This window comes from Acinetobacter sp. V2 (assembly GCF_001188385.1).
In the GTDB taxonomy this organism is placed as follows: domain Bacteria; phylum Pseudomonadota; class Gammaproteobacteria; order Pseudomonadales; family Moraxellaceae; genus Acinetobacter; species Acinetobacter oleivorans.
In genome coordinates this window covers 201107-219170 of the sequence record NZ_JZFB01000002.1, presented here as the reverse complement: position 1 = coordinate 219170, position 18064 = coordinate 201107, and the positions used below count along the sequence as shown (strand labels likewise).

Here is an 18064-nt window from a genome sequence, read left to right as displayed (position 1 = left end):
TCCGTGTGTCCCCAGTTCGATCCTGGGTCTCGCCACCATATTCGAAAAAGCCTCATACATAACGTATGAGGCTTTTTTCATGCTCGTGATTTTATCTAAAGCAATTATTTGTTTAGTTGTGGGTAAAATGAGATTTATCCACAAGCACACTTACTTATCCCCAAACTCAGTTTACTTTCTGTGTTATGCCAAAATAATAATAAATAAGGCTCTAATCATGTGAAGTATCGTTAATTAGACGTTTTCCTAAACATACCGCTTCTACTTCGTCATAGCCGAGTTGTTCATAAAAATTCAGTACATTCAAATTATCTTTACGCACCAATAATTGAAGTTTTGGGCAACCTCGAGCAATCAGTCGTTTTTCAAGCTGCTGAACAAGGGCTGTAGCTATGCCTAAGCGTTGTTGGTGGGGGTGAACAGCCAAATAGTTAATCCAGCCTCTATGGCCGTCATAGCCGCCCATAAGCGTACCAATCAGTTGCTCATCTTTAATCGCAACTAGAAACAAATCATCTTGTTGTGAGACTTTTCTAAAAATATCGGTTTCAGGATTATTCCAAGGTCGAGTCAGGCCGCAGCTTTCCCATAAAATGACGACATCTTCCAGATCCGCATTTGTAAATTGACGAATGATAAACATATGGATTTCTACTTTTTGTTTTGATGTGCTCAAAAGATAAAATAAAAATTCGGACTTGAGCAGTCTTTATTAATAATTTACACAAATAAAAAAGCACCCCCTTAGGAGTGCTTTAATTCAATTAGTCTTTTAAGCTGATTTTGCAACTGGTGCTGCTTGAAGCATTTGACCTGTTTCTTCGAAGTTTGCATGCCAAGACAACGCTTCACGAAGTAAATGAGGAGTGTGTCCACCTTTAGCACATGCACGATCAAAGTAATCATTTAATGCATCACGATAAAGTGGGTGTACACAATTGTCGATAACAGCGCGAGCGCGTTCACGAGGTGCTAAACCACGTAAGTCTGCTAAACCTTGTTCTGTCACTAAAATATCAACATCATGTTCACTGTGGTCAACATGGCTTACCATTGGTACGATAGAAGAGATATCGCCGCCTTTAGCAATTGATTTGGTCACAAAGATTGCCAAGTGAGCATTACGAGCGAAGTCACCAGAACCGCCAATACCGTTCATCATTTTAGTACCGCATACATGAGTCGAGTTCACGTTCCCGTAAATATCAAACTCAAGCGCAGTGTTAATGCCGATAATACCTAAACGGCGAACCAGTTCAGGATGGTTAGAAATTTCTTGTGGACGAAGTACTAATTTGTCTTTGTAAGCTTCGATATTGCCAAAAACTTTCTCGCCACATTTTGCAGAAAGCGTAATTGAGCTACCAGAAGCAAATTTCATTTTGCCTGCATCAATGAGTTCAAAAGTACAGTCTTGTAATACTTCTGAGTACATGATGAGGTCTTCAAAGTCAGAATCTTTTAAGCCAGTTAATACAGCATTCGCAATAGAACCGATACCCGCTTGTAATGGACCAAGGCTCTTTGGTAAGCGACCTTCAGCAACTTCTTTATTAAAGAAAGCAATCAGGTGGTTTGCAATGCCTTGAGTTTCATCATCTGGCGGAGTTACCGTTGATGGTGAGTCGTGAGTATCGTTAAATACAATACCGACAATCTTTGCAGGATCAATTTGGATTGCAGATGTACCAATGCGCTCATCCACTTTTGTTAATGGAATTGGAGTACGTGTTGGACGGTAAGTTGGGATGTAGATATCGTGCAAACCTTCAAAGCTTTCGCTTAAAGATGTGTTGATTTCAACAATAACTTTCTCGGCAAAAATAGCAAAACTTGCAGAGTTACCTACAGAAGTTGTTGGGATAATGCCACCATCTTCAGTAATTGCAATTGCTTCAATTACCGCAACATCAGGGCGTTTAAGTTGTTGGTTACGCATTTGTTCAACAGTTTCAGACAAATGTTGATCAATAAACATAACTTCGCCATTGTTAATGGCACGACGTAAAGTGTTGTCCACTTGGAATGGCATACGACGAGATAAAACACCTGCTTCCGTGAGTTGTTTGTCTAAGTCATTACCTAAGCTGGCACCCGTAATTAACGTGATTTTTAACGGATTTTTCTTTGCAAGTTCTACAAGTGCTTGTGGAACAGCTTTAGCTTCACCAGCACGAGTAAAACCACTCATACCTACAGTCATTCCATCTTCGATGAATTGCGCAGCTTGTTCAGCACTGATGACCTTGTCATGAAGAGAAGCTAGGCGAATACGACTTAAAGACATTGGACATCCTCAGAATTGTCAAAACATACGGGATTTTAGCTATGAAAAATTGAAAAGTGCATAGGTGTTAGGCTAAGGTCTAATTTTGTAAATAAATGGTGGTATAAATTATATTTATGGTTTTTATTTAATTGATTTTTATCGCTTTTATTTGTCTTTAAAATGAGCCTTTTAATAACCAACTGGTTAAATTAAAAGCGCTCACTCAAAGTTTGTTTTATTTTTTCTAATGGATTGATCGAGCTATTTTCTTCAGGGACTGATTTTGGGATAGGTAAAGAAATAATAACTTCTAAACCACCTTGTTCACGGTTGTGAATTTGAATTTCACCATGATGAATATCGACAATACGTTTGACAATAGCCAATCCAAGTCCACTCCCTTGGATCGTTCTTGCGGCGTCTCCGCGGACAAAGGGCTGCATTAATTCTTCAATTTGATCTGGTGGAATACCTTCACCATGATCGGCAACAGTAATTAAAATATTTTCATTTTCAACTTTTGCACTGAGATCTATAGGTTCAGCACCATAGCGTTTTGCATTATTAATCAGGTTCGCAATAAGCCGTTTTAAAGAAAGGCTACGTGCCGGAATAATGGGCACATCCTGCATCTCGAATTGAATATCAAGGGGCTTAAATTGCACAACAAGTTCTTGCAAAAGCATATTGATATTGGTGTCTTTCAACTCTTCATCGGAACCATCACGCATATACGAAATGAACTGATTAAGAATTGCATCCATATCATCTACGTCATAGACCAGACCTTCACGTAAGAACTCGTCCGGTAGCATTTCTGCTGTTAAGCGAATGCGAGTTAAAGGCGTTCGCAAATCATGTGAGATACCGGCCAACATAATACGTCGTTCACGCTCAGTTTGATCAAGCGTATAGACCATACGGTTAAAAGCTTGGTTCACTTGTCGAATTTCTAATGGACCATGATTGGTATCTAAGTAAGGTGCTGTTCCTGATTTACTATATTCATTGGCAGCATTTTGCAAACGACGCAAAGGGCGGTTCATTTGTCTGACTAGAATCAAAATAATGATAGCTGACAGTAGAGGAACACCAACGACCCAACCAATTAAAAGTTCAGGACTGTAGTTTGCATAGGTTTTTAAAGGTTCACGAACCCAGTTCCCGTGCATTTCAGGTGTTTGAATCCAAATACGTGGGCTAGGCTTAAACTGGAAGTAAACCGTAACATCCTTAGCCCCAATCTCATTTGCCAGTTTTTGTTCGATTTGATTAGTAAAAAACTCAGCAATTACTTTATCGCGGACACTTGGATATTCTTTGGGATTGGTAATGTATTCAATTCCAACACGATTACGTAACCACTCATCAACATCGACTTCATTTTCACGATGAAAAATTCGTATATCCGGATTGTTGACGAGCTCGAGTTCAACTGCAAGATAACGCGCGTGTTGTTGAATTTCAGGTAAGTAAAGCGTGCGCCAAAAGAACCATAACGACATAAATAAGCTAAAAAACACCACCAGAAGTACCAGAATAGTGGTACGCATGGCAGCAGAGCGTGGCTTAATTTTGTCGAGAAAACGTTCCCACCGAGTTCGTTTCCGTTCTGAGTAGGTAGCGTAATCAGTAAAGTTTTGTGGCGCGATTGGATCTAAACTCACTCTATTTTATCTCAAACTTATTCCGCACCATCTGGAACAAATACATAACCCACGCCCCATACCGTTTGAATATAACGTGCACGTGCAGGATTATCTTCAATTAAACGACGTAGGCGAGAGACTTGAACGTCAATTGAACGTTCCATTGCACCCCATTCACGGCCACGAGCTAAATTCATGAGTTTGTCGCGCGTTAATGGTTCACGTGGGTGTTGTACCAATGCTTTTAATACTGCAAATTCACCAGTCGTTAAGGTAACGATTTGTCCTTCGCGTGTCAGTGTGCGGGTAGACAAGTCTAGAGACCATGGACCAAAGCTCACAACTTCAACTTGTTGGCTTGGAGCACCAGGAACTTCACGAACTTGGCGGCGCAATACAGCACGGATACGGGCTAAAAGTTCATTTGGATTAAATGGCTTTGGCAAGTAATCGTCTGCACCAGCTTCAAGACCTGCAATACGGTCTGAATCGCTACCGCGCGCTGTGAGCATGATGATTGGTGTATCAATATTTGATTGGCGTAAGCGACGGCAAATACTCAAACCATCTTCAACTGGCAACATAAAGTCGAGTACGATAAGTGAAAATAACTCACGTTGTAATAGACGGTCCATTTGCGAAGCATCGTGGGCAGTTTTTACAACAAAGCCTTTATCTTCCAAAAAACGTTGCAAGAGGGTACGTAAACGCACATCGTCATCGACCACTAAAATACGTTCGACACGATCCGTTTCGTTGTGTACGGTTTCAGGATGTTCAGCAGGTACAACTAAACTCATGATGTACTCCCTTTAAAGTCATAATTTATATATTATTGGGTCGGTGAGGCTTATTGCCAACAAGCCCTCAGTATAATGCTGATGTTCTTGTTAAGACTATGTATCAATTTGCTCAAAATTACAATTTTCAAGGTAGTTTGAAACCAAAAAACAACATCTTAAGCTCATAATTTAGCAAAGACTGATCTAAAAAAACAAATACTTAAATCTTTGATAATTTTTTAATAATTAAATATTAATAACTAATTGTTTCAAATAAGTTATTTCAAATGAGCTGACTTATTTCTTTTGATTTTTTAATTGTTGAAATAAGCAGATAGTTGGGTTCCATAAAAAGTTAGACGAATAAAACCTTGTTGAATCTCTATATTTTTATCTTTTAAAGAGTGTACCAATATGTTCATTTTCTCATAAATTATAATAAAATTTTGTCAGATTTATGACATAAGTCCTACGTTTATATTTTTTAAAGATTAAAAGACAGAGCTCAGTCTCAACTTTTTCATAGTTGAACTCCTGTTTTTATGTGCTCTAGTAGTCGTAAAAAGTATAAATATTCAGAGACAATACAAAAAAACGTTTTGAATACGCAAACAAGTGTGGATTTTATGGGCTTGGTCTTTATAATCAGTGCTTTTAAACTTTATCCTTGTGGGATCAAACACGATGACTGACTTAGTTCAGCAGTTGGCAAGTGAGCTTGCCGTACGTCCAAACCAAGTAGAAGCTGCCATCCGCTTAATTGATGAAGGTGCCAGTGTTCCATTTATTGCCCGTTACCGTAAAGAAGTAACACAAGGTTTAGATGATACGCAGTTACGCCAATTAGATACTCGTTTAGCGTATTTACGTGATTTATATGAGCGCCGTGAAAAGGTTATTCAGTCATTGCAAGAACAGAATAAATTGAGTGATGACTTGTTGGCGCGGGTGAATGCAGCCGAAACAAAAAATGCTTTAGAAGAAATTTATGCACCGTATCGCCCTAAGCGTACAAGTAAATCTTTTAAAGCAAAAGAAGCAGGTTTAGGACCAATTGCTGAAAAAATTATTGCAGAACAAGTTGACCCGACAGAAGCATTGGCTGGTTTTAGTCACGAAGACTATCCAGACGTTGAGAGTCAGTTAGATGCGATTCAGCATATTCTGATTGATGACTGGGCACAAAATATTTCACTTACTACAGAATTAAAAACAACTTTTGCAAAAACTGCGGTTTTAAAAAGTGCGGTTGCATCTGAAGAAAAGAAAGAAGTTGGTAAAAAATTCCGTGATTACTTTGAGTTCTCTGAAGGTCTAAACAAATTACCTTCACATCGTTTATTAGCGATGTTACGTGGTCGTCAAGAAAACGTATTGGGTTTGAAAGTAGATGGTGAAGATGATGCGCCATTGGCACGTATTGAAACTGAATACAACCTAGAGCAAATTCAACCTCAAGCACGTCAGGATTTCTTAAAGCAAACTGCAAAATTATTCTGGTTAGGCAAGATTCGTCCTCAAATCGAACATTCATTGTTAACAGAAAAACGTCTTACTGCTGAAGCAGAAGCAATGCAGGTATTTGCTGAAAACCTTCGTCATTTATTATTGTCAGCGCCAGCAGGCAGCCGTACGACTTTGGGTGTTGACCCTGGTATTCGTACAGGTGTGAAACTAGCAGTGATCAGCGATGCAGGTGATGTACTTGCTCACAGCACGATTTATCCATTTGCACCAAAAGATGATAAAGAAGGTTCAATTGCTGAACTTGCACGTCTATGCCGTGAATATAATGTAGAACTCATTGCAATTGGTAATGGTACAGCTAGCCGTGAAACAGAAGCTGTTGTTGCTGAAATGATGGCTGCGAATACTGATCTGAATTTAACACGAATCACTGTAAGTGAAGCGGGTGCATCTGTTTACTCTGCAAGTGAACTTGCATCGGCGGAACTTCCAGAGCTTGACGTTTCAATTCGTGGTGCAGTTTCTATTGCTCGCCGTTTACAAGATCCACTTGCTGAACTTGTTAAGATTGATCCGAAGTCAATTGGTGTGGGTCAATATCAACACGATGTGAACCAGACTGGTTTGGCAAAAACCCTTGATGCAGTGGTAGAAGACTGTGTGAATGCTGTAGGCGTTGATGTAAATACCGCTTCACCAGCAATCTTGGCTTATATTGCTGGTTTAAACAAAGCAATTGCTCAACAGATTGTTGAATACCGCAAAGAGCATGGCCGTTTTGACAACCGTCAAGCGTTGAAAAGCGTACCGCGTTTAGGTGAACGTACTTTTGAACAGGCAGCTGGTTTCTTACGTATTCAAAATGGTTCTGAACCTTTAGATGCTTCTTCAGTTCACCCTGAAAGTTATGGTCTTGTTGAGAAAATTGTTGCAGCAAAAGCAACAACTGTTAAAGACATCATCGGTAATACTGAAATCATTCGCCAAGTAAAAGCTGATGAATTTGTTGATGACAAATTTGGTTTACCAACAATTCAAGACGTTTTAGCTGAACTCGAAAAACCAGGTCGTGACCCACGTCCAGAGTTCCGTACTGCTAAATTCCGTGAAGATATTACTGAAGTTGGTCAATTGACAGAAGGTATGCAACTTGAAGGTGTGATCACGAATGTCACAAACTTTGGTGCCTTTGTTGATATTGGTGTGCATCAGGATGGTTTAGTTCATATTTCTGAACTTGCAAATGAGTTTGTATCTGATCCACATAAAGTTGTAAAACCGGGCCAGATTGTACAAGTACGTGTTATGCAGGTTGATGTTGAACGTAACCGCGTGAACTTAAGTATGCGTGCTGAAGGTTCTGCACCTGTAAAAGCTCAGCGTCCACCACGCCGTGAACAAAATACAGAACAACGTTTTGAACGTAAACCGCAAGGTAAACGTCCTCAACCACGTAAAGATCAAGCTGAACGTCCTCAGCGCGCCAAGCAAGAGAAACCTCAAGAACAAAAAATTGGTGGTTTAGGGGCGTTGTTGTTACAAGCAGGGATTAAAGGCTCTAAATAAGCGTCTTTAATTAATAAAAAGGCCTCCAATCGGGGGCTTTTTTATTGGCGAAGCATTATTTCTAATCGGTATTAAAGAGCAATTAAGGAAAAAATCGCAGTCGTAAAGATGAGGTGAATCTTAAGATCAACAAATCGTTGTTAAATACACAATTAAATATACAACGTTATAGCATAACTAAACTTTAATGATATTCAGTTGTTCGACATCATCAATCGAGCCTTGAAGCATTTACTCACTTTCAGGCTGTAATAGTACAACTTTGCTTATTTCTTTTTATTATAAATGGTTGTTTTATGTCGGTTTTAAACCTGAAAAATAGATTTCATTTAAAAGACCTCTTATCTGGAGTCGTCGTATTCCTTGTGGCATTACCGCTGTGCTTGGGTATCGCTTTAGCCTCAGGTGCTCCCATCATCTCAGGTATTATTGCAGGTATTGTGGGCGGTATTATCGTAGGTTTGCTAAGTGGTTCCCACATTAGCGTTGCAGGCCCAGCGGCAGGGCTGACTGCCGTCATTCTTGTACAGTTAGAACAACTAGGCGGCAATTATGCCGCCTTTTTATTATGTATTATTTTTGCTGGTGTCCTGCAAATTCTATTTGGATTATTCAAGTTAGGTTTTTTTGCCAACTTTATTCCAAATAATGTCATTTTAGGATTACTCGCTGCTATTGGCGTCATCCTGATTGCGACACAATTGCCTTATCTGTTTGGACTTTCTGATTTTTCATTGAAACAGGTTTGGACATCAACCCCAGATGTATTTCTACAGCGTTTTGATGGCGGAGCTGCACTTATTGGTTTGCTCAGTTTATTCTTAATTTTAGCGTGGGATAGTAGTCCACTCAAAAAACTAGCTTTGCCTTCGGCATTGATTGCGGTTGTGCTTGCAGCAGTTTTAAATTTTGTTTTGGTGAGTATTGGCTCTGCATGGGCAGTGCAAATTGATAATCTCATTCAGTTACCGAATATCTTACAAGCACCTGAAGATGTATTAATCTTTCCTGATTTTAGCTATTTAGCTGAGCCTATGATTTACACAGGGGCCATTACTCTGGCTGTCGTGGCATCTTTAGAAACATTATTGAATCTGGAAGCCGCAGATAAAATCGATCCTCAGAAACGCTCTTCTCCTCCTAACCGTGAACTCTGGGCACAAGGTACAGGTAACATCATTTCTGGCTTAATTGGTGGAATGCCAGTGACTTCAGTAATTGTACGTAGTTCTGTGAATGCAAATACAGGTGCGCGTAGCAAATGCTCTACCATTATTCATGGCGTATTGTTGCTGCTAGCGGTTTTGTTCTTCGTGCCATTAATGAACATGATTCCTCTGTCTGCATTAGCTGCAATCTTAATCGTGACAGGCTTTAAGCTGACCCATCCAAAACTCTTTAAGCAGCTTTATCAAAAAGGTTGGAAACAGTTTTTACCTTTTATTATTACTTTGGTTGCAATTTTACTGACCGATCTTTTAATGGGAATTTTAATTGGTCTGTTCACCAGTAGTGCTTTTATTCTCTATGGTAACTTTAATAAAGGTATTCGTGTTTATAGAGAGAAGCGCTTGCATGGCGTAGTGACTCGTATTGAACTTCCATCACAAGTGACTTTTCTTAATCGTTCTGCACTTATTTCAGCATTGGAACATGTGCATAAACATCAGCAACTCATTATTGATGCGACTCAATGTGATTCGATTGATCCTGATATCTATCAAGTTATTCAAGATTATCAAAGTGAAACGGCCATTAAACGTCAGGTAAATCTTAAACTGGTCGGGTTCAAACAGCACTATCAAGACGTTGATGATGCGGTACTTGATATTGATATTAGTACACATGACTTGCAACAAAAGTTGAGTCCTCAACAGGTTGTAAACTTACTTAAAGAAGGAAACGAACGTTTTGTAAAAAACGAACGTTTACAAAGAGATATTTATCGACAAATTCGTGTTACTGCAGATGAAGGCCAGCATCCGATCGCAGCAGTGCTTGGTTGTATGGATTCACGTGCACCTACCGAAATGATTTTTGATGTAGGTATTGGTGATCTGTTTAGCTTACGAATTGCAGGTAATATTGCTGGGCAAAAAGTATTGGGTTCACTTGAGTTTGCTTGTCAGGCTAAAGGTTCTAAAGTAATTGTTGTTTTGGGACATACTGATTGTGGTGCGGTGACGAGTGCATGCCAATTACGCCTAGAACAAAAGCAAGTGTCCGATGTGAAGGAAATGCCCCACATTCAATATGTGCTTGGGCCATTAATGCATTCGGTTGATAGCGTATATGACATTATGCAGCCCCGTGAATTAGGTAATGCTTTTATTAGCCAAGTAACAGCAATGAATGTTCACTACAACATCCAGTACATTATTAATAACAGCAGTGTGCTCAAAGATATGGTTGAGCGAGGTGACATTGTAGTTGTGGGTGCAATTTACGATGTAAAAACAGGGCATGTTCAATTTCTTGATTGATCATTCATTGTGATAGGTTTTCTCACCTTTAGTTAAAGTAATTAACATTTTGGAAAAAGCCTCCTGACTTAGGGGGCTTTTTATTTGTCACTTTTATAATTTAAATTTTGAGAAGCAATAAGCTGTTGTTCTCTTAATTCTATTTTGGAAATATTTTCTATACTTGAAGTTGATTTCAGGGCTTCAAGATCAGTTAAAACAGTATTGATAAATTCTTGATAGTTTTTCTTACTTAATATTTCTTTAGCTAAGATAGTACCTTCGGTCTTAACAACATAGTTTAAGCTTATTTTACGTAGCAAATTTACAGAGAAAGGAGGACATAAAAAAACATCCATTGCAAGTTGAAGGACTTTTACCCAAGAGAGTTTTAGTTTTTTTCGTTTATATATCACGTAAAAAATATTAATAATATTTAAAAAGTAAATTGTAGTTATGGTGATAGCAAGAATCACATAATTTAACTTTAATAAGATAACTAGCGGTAAGAAAAAGATGATGAGTAAAAATAAAAGAATGTTTAAAAATTGAAGAGGTTTAAGAGTTCTGCTGATAGTAGTGATATGAGTTATATCATCATTAAAAATTATTTGTTTATCTGAATAAATAGACTTCCATGAGCATTTGAAAATAAGTTGATAGGGTAAAAGTAAATTAAAAAACACTAAATATTTACTAAAAAAGTTTAATTTTCTTGAAAGAAGTTGAGGGTGAAAAGACGTCTTAAAACCCTTCTGGATATTAAACTCATTGTAAAAATAAAGATAAGTCGAGTCATATATATAAAACCCGACTATACCTAAAACAAAAAGAGTTTCTAAAGATAGATACATTTATGATTTATTTCTTTTGAAGATAGAGCTAATCCACCCACCTAGCGCAACAACCCCAACAGCAATAAACTTCCAAGCTGCTGCGAAGAAGGCGGCAATGACAGCCCAAAAACCTTTTTTTGTTGCGACTACTGCTGCACCACCTGCAATTAAGGCAGCTAAGCCATATCCTGCAACTTTATCTCCCTCTCGATATTCAGCGTATTTCTCACCAAAATTGTAATCGAATCCTTTTAAGCTTTTTTTGAATTCATCAATGTTATGAGTGAGATGTTCTTCGTCTGATACTAGAGTGACACTAGTTACACCAGTTCGACCTAATATACGTGTCGTGTAGTTAATGGTCTCTGAATTATCTTCAGAACGTACTTTTAGTGCCCACTCCAATCTTTTAGTTTGATTATCATAATGAGGAGGAACGGCCCAACCTACAGTATAAAGTTTTGGTAACCCTAAGCGGGTTCTTTCCTCATTGGATGGAGCGTCTGAGTCTTTAAGTTGTTTTAGTAGAGCATCAGCATCAATTTTCTCATCGTCTTTTACATAGCCAGATGCATCAAAATTAAAGGTTGCCCACCAAGAGTCATCTGGTGCAACTAAAATATTTGTACTGCCATTTGTTAAATTACCGGTAAATTCTAAAAATTTATCAGCATTAGTTGGGTCTAAAAATCCCTCATCTTTAACCGTATTTAATGTTGCTACATTTGCGATATTTTCTTTTTTAGGCCCGATATGCCAATCTAATTTTGATAGCGGATTTTCTTCGGCTTGTTGAGTAGAGTTATTGCTAATCGTATTTTTATCTACATTTTCTGAAGCGTATACAGAATGTGGTAGATAAGAAACGCCAATCATCCCGATACTCAGTGAAATAGCATAAACTAACGGACGTATTTTTCTTGAATGTAAAGAATTTGACATGAATTTCTCACAATAATTTTAAAGTTTAGTTTTGTAGCAATTTATTTTTTGCATAATTTATTTGCTGATATTAATTTATTTTTATCAAAAATTAAAATAATTATTACATCTAATATATTTAAATGAGGCTAAGAATAAAATTTATTATTCAATTTTTTTAATATGGAAAATTATTTTAATAACGCTCTAAATTCTGTCCATAAAAAAGCAGAACCCGAATGGTTCTGCTTTTTTTATTAGAAATTACCAGTGTTCGCCTGGGAAGATTCGTGCATATGCTTTTTGTGCCCAGTTTAATTTCTCAGTTTTTTCACCTTTTGCTGCATCTGAACTTGGGAATAACCGGAAACCAATCGACATAAACATATTGTTAATGCCCGGTGCAACGGAATATGTCATTGAAGCTAAGCGGCCTAAGTTAGTTGCCATACGTTTCGGGCGTTTCACAATTGCATAAGCAATTAAGTCAGCAGCCTGCTCAGGTGAAAGTGTTGGTACATATTTATAAATTTTAGTCGGTGCAATCATTGGGGTACGAACTAATGGCATATAAATTGAAGTAATCGCGATTTTGTGCGCATGAACTTCGGCAGATAGACAGCGGCTAAATGCATCAAGCGCTGCTTTAGATGCAACATAAGCAGAAAAGCGAGTCGCATTTGCTAACACACCAATCGAGCTAATATTAATGATTTGCCCATCTTTACGCTGAATCATATGTGGCAAAATATTAAGAACTAGGCGTACTGCGCCAAAATAATTTAATTGCATGGTGCGTTCAAAGTCATGAAAACGATCATAAGACTCATGTACGGCACGGCGAATAGAGCGGCCTGCGTTATTAATTAAAATATCGATGTGATCAACGGTCGCTAAAATTTCTTTAGACACTTGATCAATCATGTCCATATCGTTGAGATCACACGGGAAAATTGATGCCTTACCGCCACGACTTTCAATATCTGCTTTGACTTCTTCCAAAGTTTCTTGAGTACGGGCAACCAGTAAAACATGGGCACCAGCATCAGCAAGCTTATTTGAAATCGTTAATCCGATTCCACTCGAGGCGCCTGTCACTAAAATGACTTTATCTTGTACCTTTTCCTGGAACAGAGCTTCTAATTTTTTATTCACAGCATTTTACCTAAGTAGGGGCAGGGACTATTTATTCCGGTATGTAATTTTTATTTTTTACAACCGTAGGTTCATCCAAATGAACTCATAAATATTGTCCTTATCTTAATAGATGTTTAAAAATTGTCTAGTCTGTAAATATATGAAATTTAACAATTTATTTAGAGTAAAAACTCTAAAATACGATCTTAATCTATTAATTATTTTAGTTGTATAATAAATAAAAAATAAAAAAGCCTCTATTTCCAGAGGCTTGTTGAATAGTTTAAAAGTTATACAGCTGAAAGTGCTTGTTCTAAATCGGCAATTAAGTCATCAATATGCTCAATTCCAATTGAAAGACGTACCATATCTTCGCTTACACCAGCAGATTTAAGTTCTTGTTCATTAAGCTGGCGATGAGTCGTCGTTGCAGGATGACACGCCAAACTTTTTGCATCGCCAATATTTACGAGACGAGTAAATAATTGAAGAGCATCGATGAATCGAGTGCCGCCTTCGAGACCATCTTGTACGCCGAAAGATAAAATTGCAGAAGGTTTACCTTTTACATATTTTTGAGCAAGCTGATGTTGTGGATGATCTTTTAAACCTGCGTAGTTAACCCATTTTACTTTTGGATGAGTCTGTAAATATTCTGCAATTTTTTGAGCATTTTCAGTATGACGCTCGATGCGGAGGTTTAGAGTTTCAAGACCTTGTAAAATCAAGAAAACACTCAGTGGGCTAATTGCTGCGCCTGTATTACGTAATGGTACAACGCGAGCTCGTGCAATATAGGCTGCTTCACCTAAAGCTTCGACATAATTAACCCCGTGATAACTTGGGTCAGGCGTGTTTAAAACTTTAAAACGTTCTGGATATTTACCCCAAGGGAATTTACCGCTATCTACAATTGCTCCACCAATGCTATTGCCGTGTCCACCGATATATTTAGTAAGTGAATGAATGACGATATCTGCACCATATTCAAAAGGTTTTAATAAAGCAGGGGTGGCAACGGTGTTATCGACAATGACGGGTACACCATATTCATGTGCGATTTTTGAAATTGCTTCTAAATCGATGATATTTCCAAGTGGGTTACCAATCGACTCAACAAAAACAAGTTTAGTTTTATCATCAATTAAGTCACGTAAGCTTTCAGGTTTCTGATAATCAAAAAAGCGAACTTCAATACCTTGTTTTGGTAAGGTATGGGCAAATAGATTATACGTTCCGCCATACAAGGTTGAGACAGAAGCAATATTGTCTCCAGCTTCGGTAATCGTCTGAATTGAGTAAGTAATTGCTGCCATTCCAGAAGCTAGAGCTAAAGCACCAATCCCGCCTTCGAGTGCAGCAAGGCGTTGCTCTAGTACAGCAGTGGTCGGGTTCATAATACGGGTATAAATATTCCCCTGAACTTTTAAATCAAAAAGATCGGCACCGTGTTGTGTGTTATCAAACGCATAAGAAGTGGTTTGATAAATAGGAACCGCGACAGCTTTTGTGGTTGCTTCTGGTGAATAACCAGCATGGATTGCTAAGGTTTCATCTTTATAAGTCATGATTACTTCATCTTCGTGAGTTAAATATTGAGCGAGTCTAGCCTAAAATTCATATTGAAAATTGCAGAAATTCTGGTTTGTTTTCTAATTTTAGGAATAAAGATAGAAAAATATACGCTGAAACACTGTATAAATCTTATACATAAACATTTTGCAACTTATTGAAAAAGAAAATTGTTTGATAAATCCGTACGATGGAAATCATAACTTCAAGTCAATGAGGTTTTCAGCGTATAATACGCGCGATTATTTATCGCTTATGCGATGTATTGGTTTTTCAATTGAGGAGTCCTGCGTGGCCCAATATATTTATACGATGAACCGAGTGTCTAAAATGGTTCCGCCAAAGCGCGAAATCTTAAAAGACATCTCTTTATCATTTTTCCCGGGTGCCAAAATTGGTGTACTCGGTTTGAACGGTGCAGGTAAATCTACCCTGCTTCGTATTATGGCTGGCGTAGATAAAGATTTCTCCGGTGAAGCTCGTGCACAACCTGGAATTAAAATCGGCTATTTAGAGCAAGAACCACCGCTTGATCCGACTAAAGACGTTCGTGGTAACGTTGAAGATGGCGTGCGTGAAGCTTTAGATGCATTAGAGCGTCTTGATCAGGTTTTTGCAGAATATGCAGACCCAGATGCAGATTTTGATGCACTTGCAAAAGAGCAGGAAAAATTAGAATCAATTATCCATGCTTGGGATGCACACAACCTAAACAACCAGCTTGAAATTGCTGCGGATGCTTTGAATCTTCCAGCTTGGGATGCAGACGTAACATTACTTTCTGGTGGTGAGCGTCGTCGTGTTGCACTGTGCCGTTTATTGCTTTCGAAACCAGATATGTTACTTCTGGACGAACCGACGAACCATTTAGATGCAGAATCTGTAACTTGGTTAGAACGTTTCTTGAAAGATTTCCCAGGCACTATCGTTGCGATTACGCATGACCGTTATTTCTTGGATAACGTGGCTGAGTGGATTCTTGAACTTGACCGTGGTATGGGTATTCCTTATCAAGGAAACTATTCTTCTTGGTTAGAACAAAAGAATGCGCGTTTAGAACAAGAGCAGAAACAAGAAGAATCTTTTGCTAAAGCATTGAAAAAAGAACTTGAATGGGTTCGTTCAAATGCGAAAGGTCAGCAAAAGAAAAACAAAGCACGTATGGAACGTTTTGAAGAGCTTAACTCTAAAGAATTCCAACAACGTAATGAAACGTCTGAAATCTATATTCCACCTGGCCCGCGTTTGGGTAATAAAGTTGTGGAAGTTGAAGGTATCAGTAAATCATTCGATGGCCGCTTGTTGTACGAAAACTTAACCTTTACCGTACCTCCAACAGCGATTGTTGGTATCGTTGGTCCAAACGGTGCGGGTAAAACGACTTTATTCCGTATGATGACTGGCGAACAGCAACCTGATACAGGTACTGTGACCTTAGGTGAGTCAGTTAAAGTGGCTTATGTTGGTCAGATTCGTGACACTTTAGATAATAATAAAACTGTTTGGGAAGAAGTCTCTGGCGGTTTAGATATCTTAAAAATCGGTGATTACGAAATCGCGTCACGTGCTTACATCGGCCGTTTTAACTTTAAAGGTCAAGATCAGCAAAAACGTGTAGGTGAATTGTCTGGTGGTGAACGTAACCGTTTACAACTTGCGAAGATCTTGCAGATGGGTGCAAACGTGATCTTACTGGATGAGCCATCGAACGACTTGGATATTGAAACTTTACGTGCGCTTGAGGATGCAATTCTTGTATTCCCAGGTACGGTAATGGTGGTATCGCATGACCGTTGGTTCCTTGACCGTATTGCGACACATATCTTGTCATTTGAAAATGAACAGCCAGAATTCTACGCAGGTAACTATGCAGAATATGAAGCATATCGTCAGTCACGTTTAGGTGATGACGCTGTTCAAAAACGTACGAAATACAAAAAAATTAGCGGTTAATCTCTGCTAATTGAAAAAACCAGCCTAAGGGCTGGTTTTTTGTTTTTTATCAAAAATTTTAAGAAATAAAAAATTAAAATTCCCTAAAGTGATTGAATTTATACTTATATTTTTGATTTATTAAGATTAATATTACGGCTTAATTTATTAAAAGGTAAATAAACCTTTCTGGAAAATCATGAAAAAATTCAAACTTTATACTATTGCTTTAGGGGTAGCTGTTGCTACACAACTTACTGGATGTCTTTCAGTAAAATCTTATGTTGATCCTGCTTATAAGTCTCTTTCCTATTCGGATATTAAAAAACCAGCTCAACCTATTCCAGTGGTTTTAACTACTGAATTTCAGCGAAATGGAGCAGTTGTTCCAAAAGCCGGTAAAGAACTGCAATCAGCAGTTGAGCGTAGTCTAAGAGCAACAGGCGTATTTTCTCCAACAGCCCAAGCGAATGGTGAGAAGCAAGCAAAATTACATTTAACTGCGAATAATGTGGCTGATTTAGGTGAGGCTGCGGGCAAAGGGGTTCTAACGGGTTTGACTTTTGGTGCTGTCGGTAATGCGATTGCTGATAAATATGAGTTTAAATTTAATTATGTTGATGCTCAAGGTAAAGAAGTATCTGAGCGTTACCCGCATATGATTTTAACAACAGTAGGAAACAAAAAAGCGCCTATTGAAAATGTGCAACCAATGTCGATTAATGAAGCATTTAATAAAGTTGTTGATGATGTTGTGATTCGTTTTTCTTCTGACTTACAAAAACAGCAATAAACATCTAGTTTCAAGTACACAAGCTATTTGTGTGACATATTGCCAGTTAATTTTTAAAACCAGCCTAAGGGCTGGTTTTTTGTTTTAGGAGTGAAAGATCTTATTTATTAAAGTCACCATGTAAATCTGACCATATTAATGATGGAGCTACCGTAATCACGTCAAAGGTCATTGCTAAAGGATATAACGCCATGCGTGTTACACGTTTAAACGGATGTTTCTTGGTTATTTCATCTTTTTGCTGTAAAGCGACTGGATAGGGAACTGAGAGTTGCTGTTGAATTTTTTGATTCTCTGCTTTTTGATAAATCTTTCCTTTAAAGCGGATGATGGTGAAGGGATAAAAAACTTGTTGTTGATTTTCCATTGCCATGAATTGATTTTTAAAACCTAAGGTCTTTAAAAGTTCCTTTTGCTTTTCATCCATTTTGGACGTAGGGATATTATAACGAATCGTTATTTCTCCATGGAAATAGGTGGAATCATCCATCTCAAGTACAAGAGGTGATGGCGTCTTTATTGTTCTCTGCTCTGCTGAAATGCTTTTGATAATATTTAAAAGGTTTGAGCTACCGTCAGTCATTAAATAATTATAATCTTGACCGATAAATACAAAGCCTTGTTCTTGATCATTTTTAACTGCTTGACCTAAGGCAATAATTTGATCGGTTTTTAAAG

At 38.0% G+C, this 18064-nt stretch carries 14 protein-coding genes; 4 read left to right on the top strand and 10 right to left on the bottom strand.

All coding sequences use genetic code 11. The annotated features are described in order from the left end of the window. Positions 1-211: 211 nt before the first annotated feature. The 5 genes from UC75_RS09805 to ompR form a co-directional block, all read right to left on the bottom strand. Positions 212-643 (bottom strand): GNAT family acetyltransferase, encoded by a 432-nt coding sequence (locus UC75_RS09805; protein ID WP_049837467.1) that lies wholly within the window; start codon positions 641-643, stop codon positions 212-214. Between the two features lie 129 nt (positions 644-772). Further along, positions 773-2287 (bottom strand): acetyl-CoA hydrolase/transferase family protein, encoded by a 1515-nt coding sequence (locus UC75_RS09800; RefSeq protein WP_005044101.1) that lies wholly within the window; start codon positions 2285-2287, stop codon positions 773-775. A gap of 35 nt (positions 2288-2322) precedes the next feature. Further along, on the bottom strand, positions 2323-2451 hold the full coding sequence (locus UC75_RS18790; RefSeq protein ID WP_081399242.1) for a hypothetical protein: 129 nt from the start codon (positions 2449-2451) through the stop codon (positions 2323-2325). Between the two features lie 27 nt (positions 2452-2478). Then, entirely contained in the window at positions 2479-3936 is a 1458-nt protein-coding gene (locus UC75_RS09795) for an ATP-binding protein (protein ID WP_005300883.1), read from the bottom strand. A gap of 17 nt (positions 3937-3953) precedes the next feature. After that, a complete protein-coding gene (gene ompR, locus UC75_RS09790) occupies positions 3954-4718 on the bottom strand; it encodes a two-component system response regulator OmpR (protein ID WP_000060753.1) in 765 nt (254 codons plus the stop codon). Positions 4719-5384: 666 nt separating this feature from the next. On the opposite strand from ompR, the gene UC75_RS09785 reads away from it, so the two are divergent. Both UC75_RS09785 and UC75_RS09780 read left to right on the top strand, forming a co-directional pair. After that, positions 5385-7733 (top strand): Tex family protein, encoded by a 2349-nt coding sequence (locus tag UC75_RS09785; protein WP_049837466.1) that lies wholly within the window; start codon positions 5385-5387, stop codon positions 7731-7733. A gap of 296 nt (positions 7734-8029) precedes the next feature. After that, on the top strand, positions 8030-10216 hold the full coding sequence (locus UC75_RS09780) for a bifunctional SulP family inorganic anion transporter/carbonic anhydrase (RefSeq protein WP_049837465.1): 2187 nt from the start codon (positions 8030-8032) through the stop codon (positions 10214-10216). 80 nt (positions 10217-10296) lie between these two features. On the opposite strand, the gene UC75_RS09775 is transcribed toward UC75_RS09780, so the two are convergent. From UC75_RS09775 to UC75_RS09760, 4 genes are all read right to left on the bottom strand, one after another. Continuing rightward, positions 10297-11049, bottom strand: coding sequence for a hypothetical protein (locus UC75_RS09775; protein ID WP_049837464.1), 753 nt, complete (start codon positions 11047-11049; stop codon positions 10297-10299). Then, entirely contained in the window at positions 11050-11973 is a 924-nt protein-coding gene (locus UC75_RS09770) for a DUF2167 domain-containing protein (RefSeq protein WP_049837463.1), read from the bottom strand. A 243-nt stretch (positions 11974-12216) separates the two neighbouring features. Next, the gene (locus tag UC75_RS09765) at positions 12217-13107 is read right to left on the bottom strand and encodes an SDR family NAD(P)-dependent oxidoreductase (protein ID WP_005300894.1); all 891 of its coding nucleotides are present in this window, start codon (positions 13105-13107) and stop codon (positions 12217-12219) included. A 272-nt stretch (positions 13108-13379) separates the two neighbouring features. Continuing rightward, entirely contained in the window at positions 13380-14657 is a 1278-nt protein-coding gene (locus UC75_RS09760) for an O-acetylhomoserine aminocarboxypropyltransferase/cysteine synthase family protein (RefSeq protein WP_049837462.1), read from the bottom strand. Positions 14658-14952: 295 nt separating this feature from the next. Between UC75_RS09760 and ettA the strand changes: the two genes are divergently transcribed. Both ettA and UC75_RS09750 read left to right on the top strand, forming a co-directional pair. Continuing rightward, positions 14953-16614: an energy-dependent translational throttle protein EttA gene (gene ettA, locus UC75_RS09755; RefSeq protein ID WP_005300902.1), complete on the top strand. Its 1662-nt coding sequence runs from the start codon at positions 14953-14955 to the stop codon at positions 16612-16614. 178 nt (positions 16615-16792) lie between these two features. Then, positions 16793-17386, top strand: a complete 594-nt coding sequence (locus tag UC75_RS09750) for a hypothetical protein (protein WP_049837461.1) — start codon at positions 16793-16795, stop codon at positions 17384-17386. Between the two features lie 100 nt (positions 17387-17486). On the opposite strand, the gene UC75_RS09745 is transcribed toward UC75_RS09750, so the two are convergent. After that, the coding region (locus tag UC75_RS09745) for a hypothetical protein (protein ID WP_049837606.1) at positions 17487-18064 on the bottom strand (578 nt) is incomplete at its 5' end.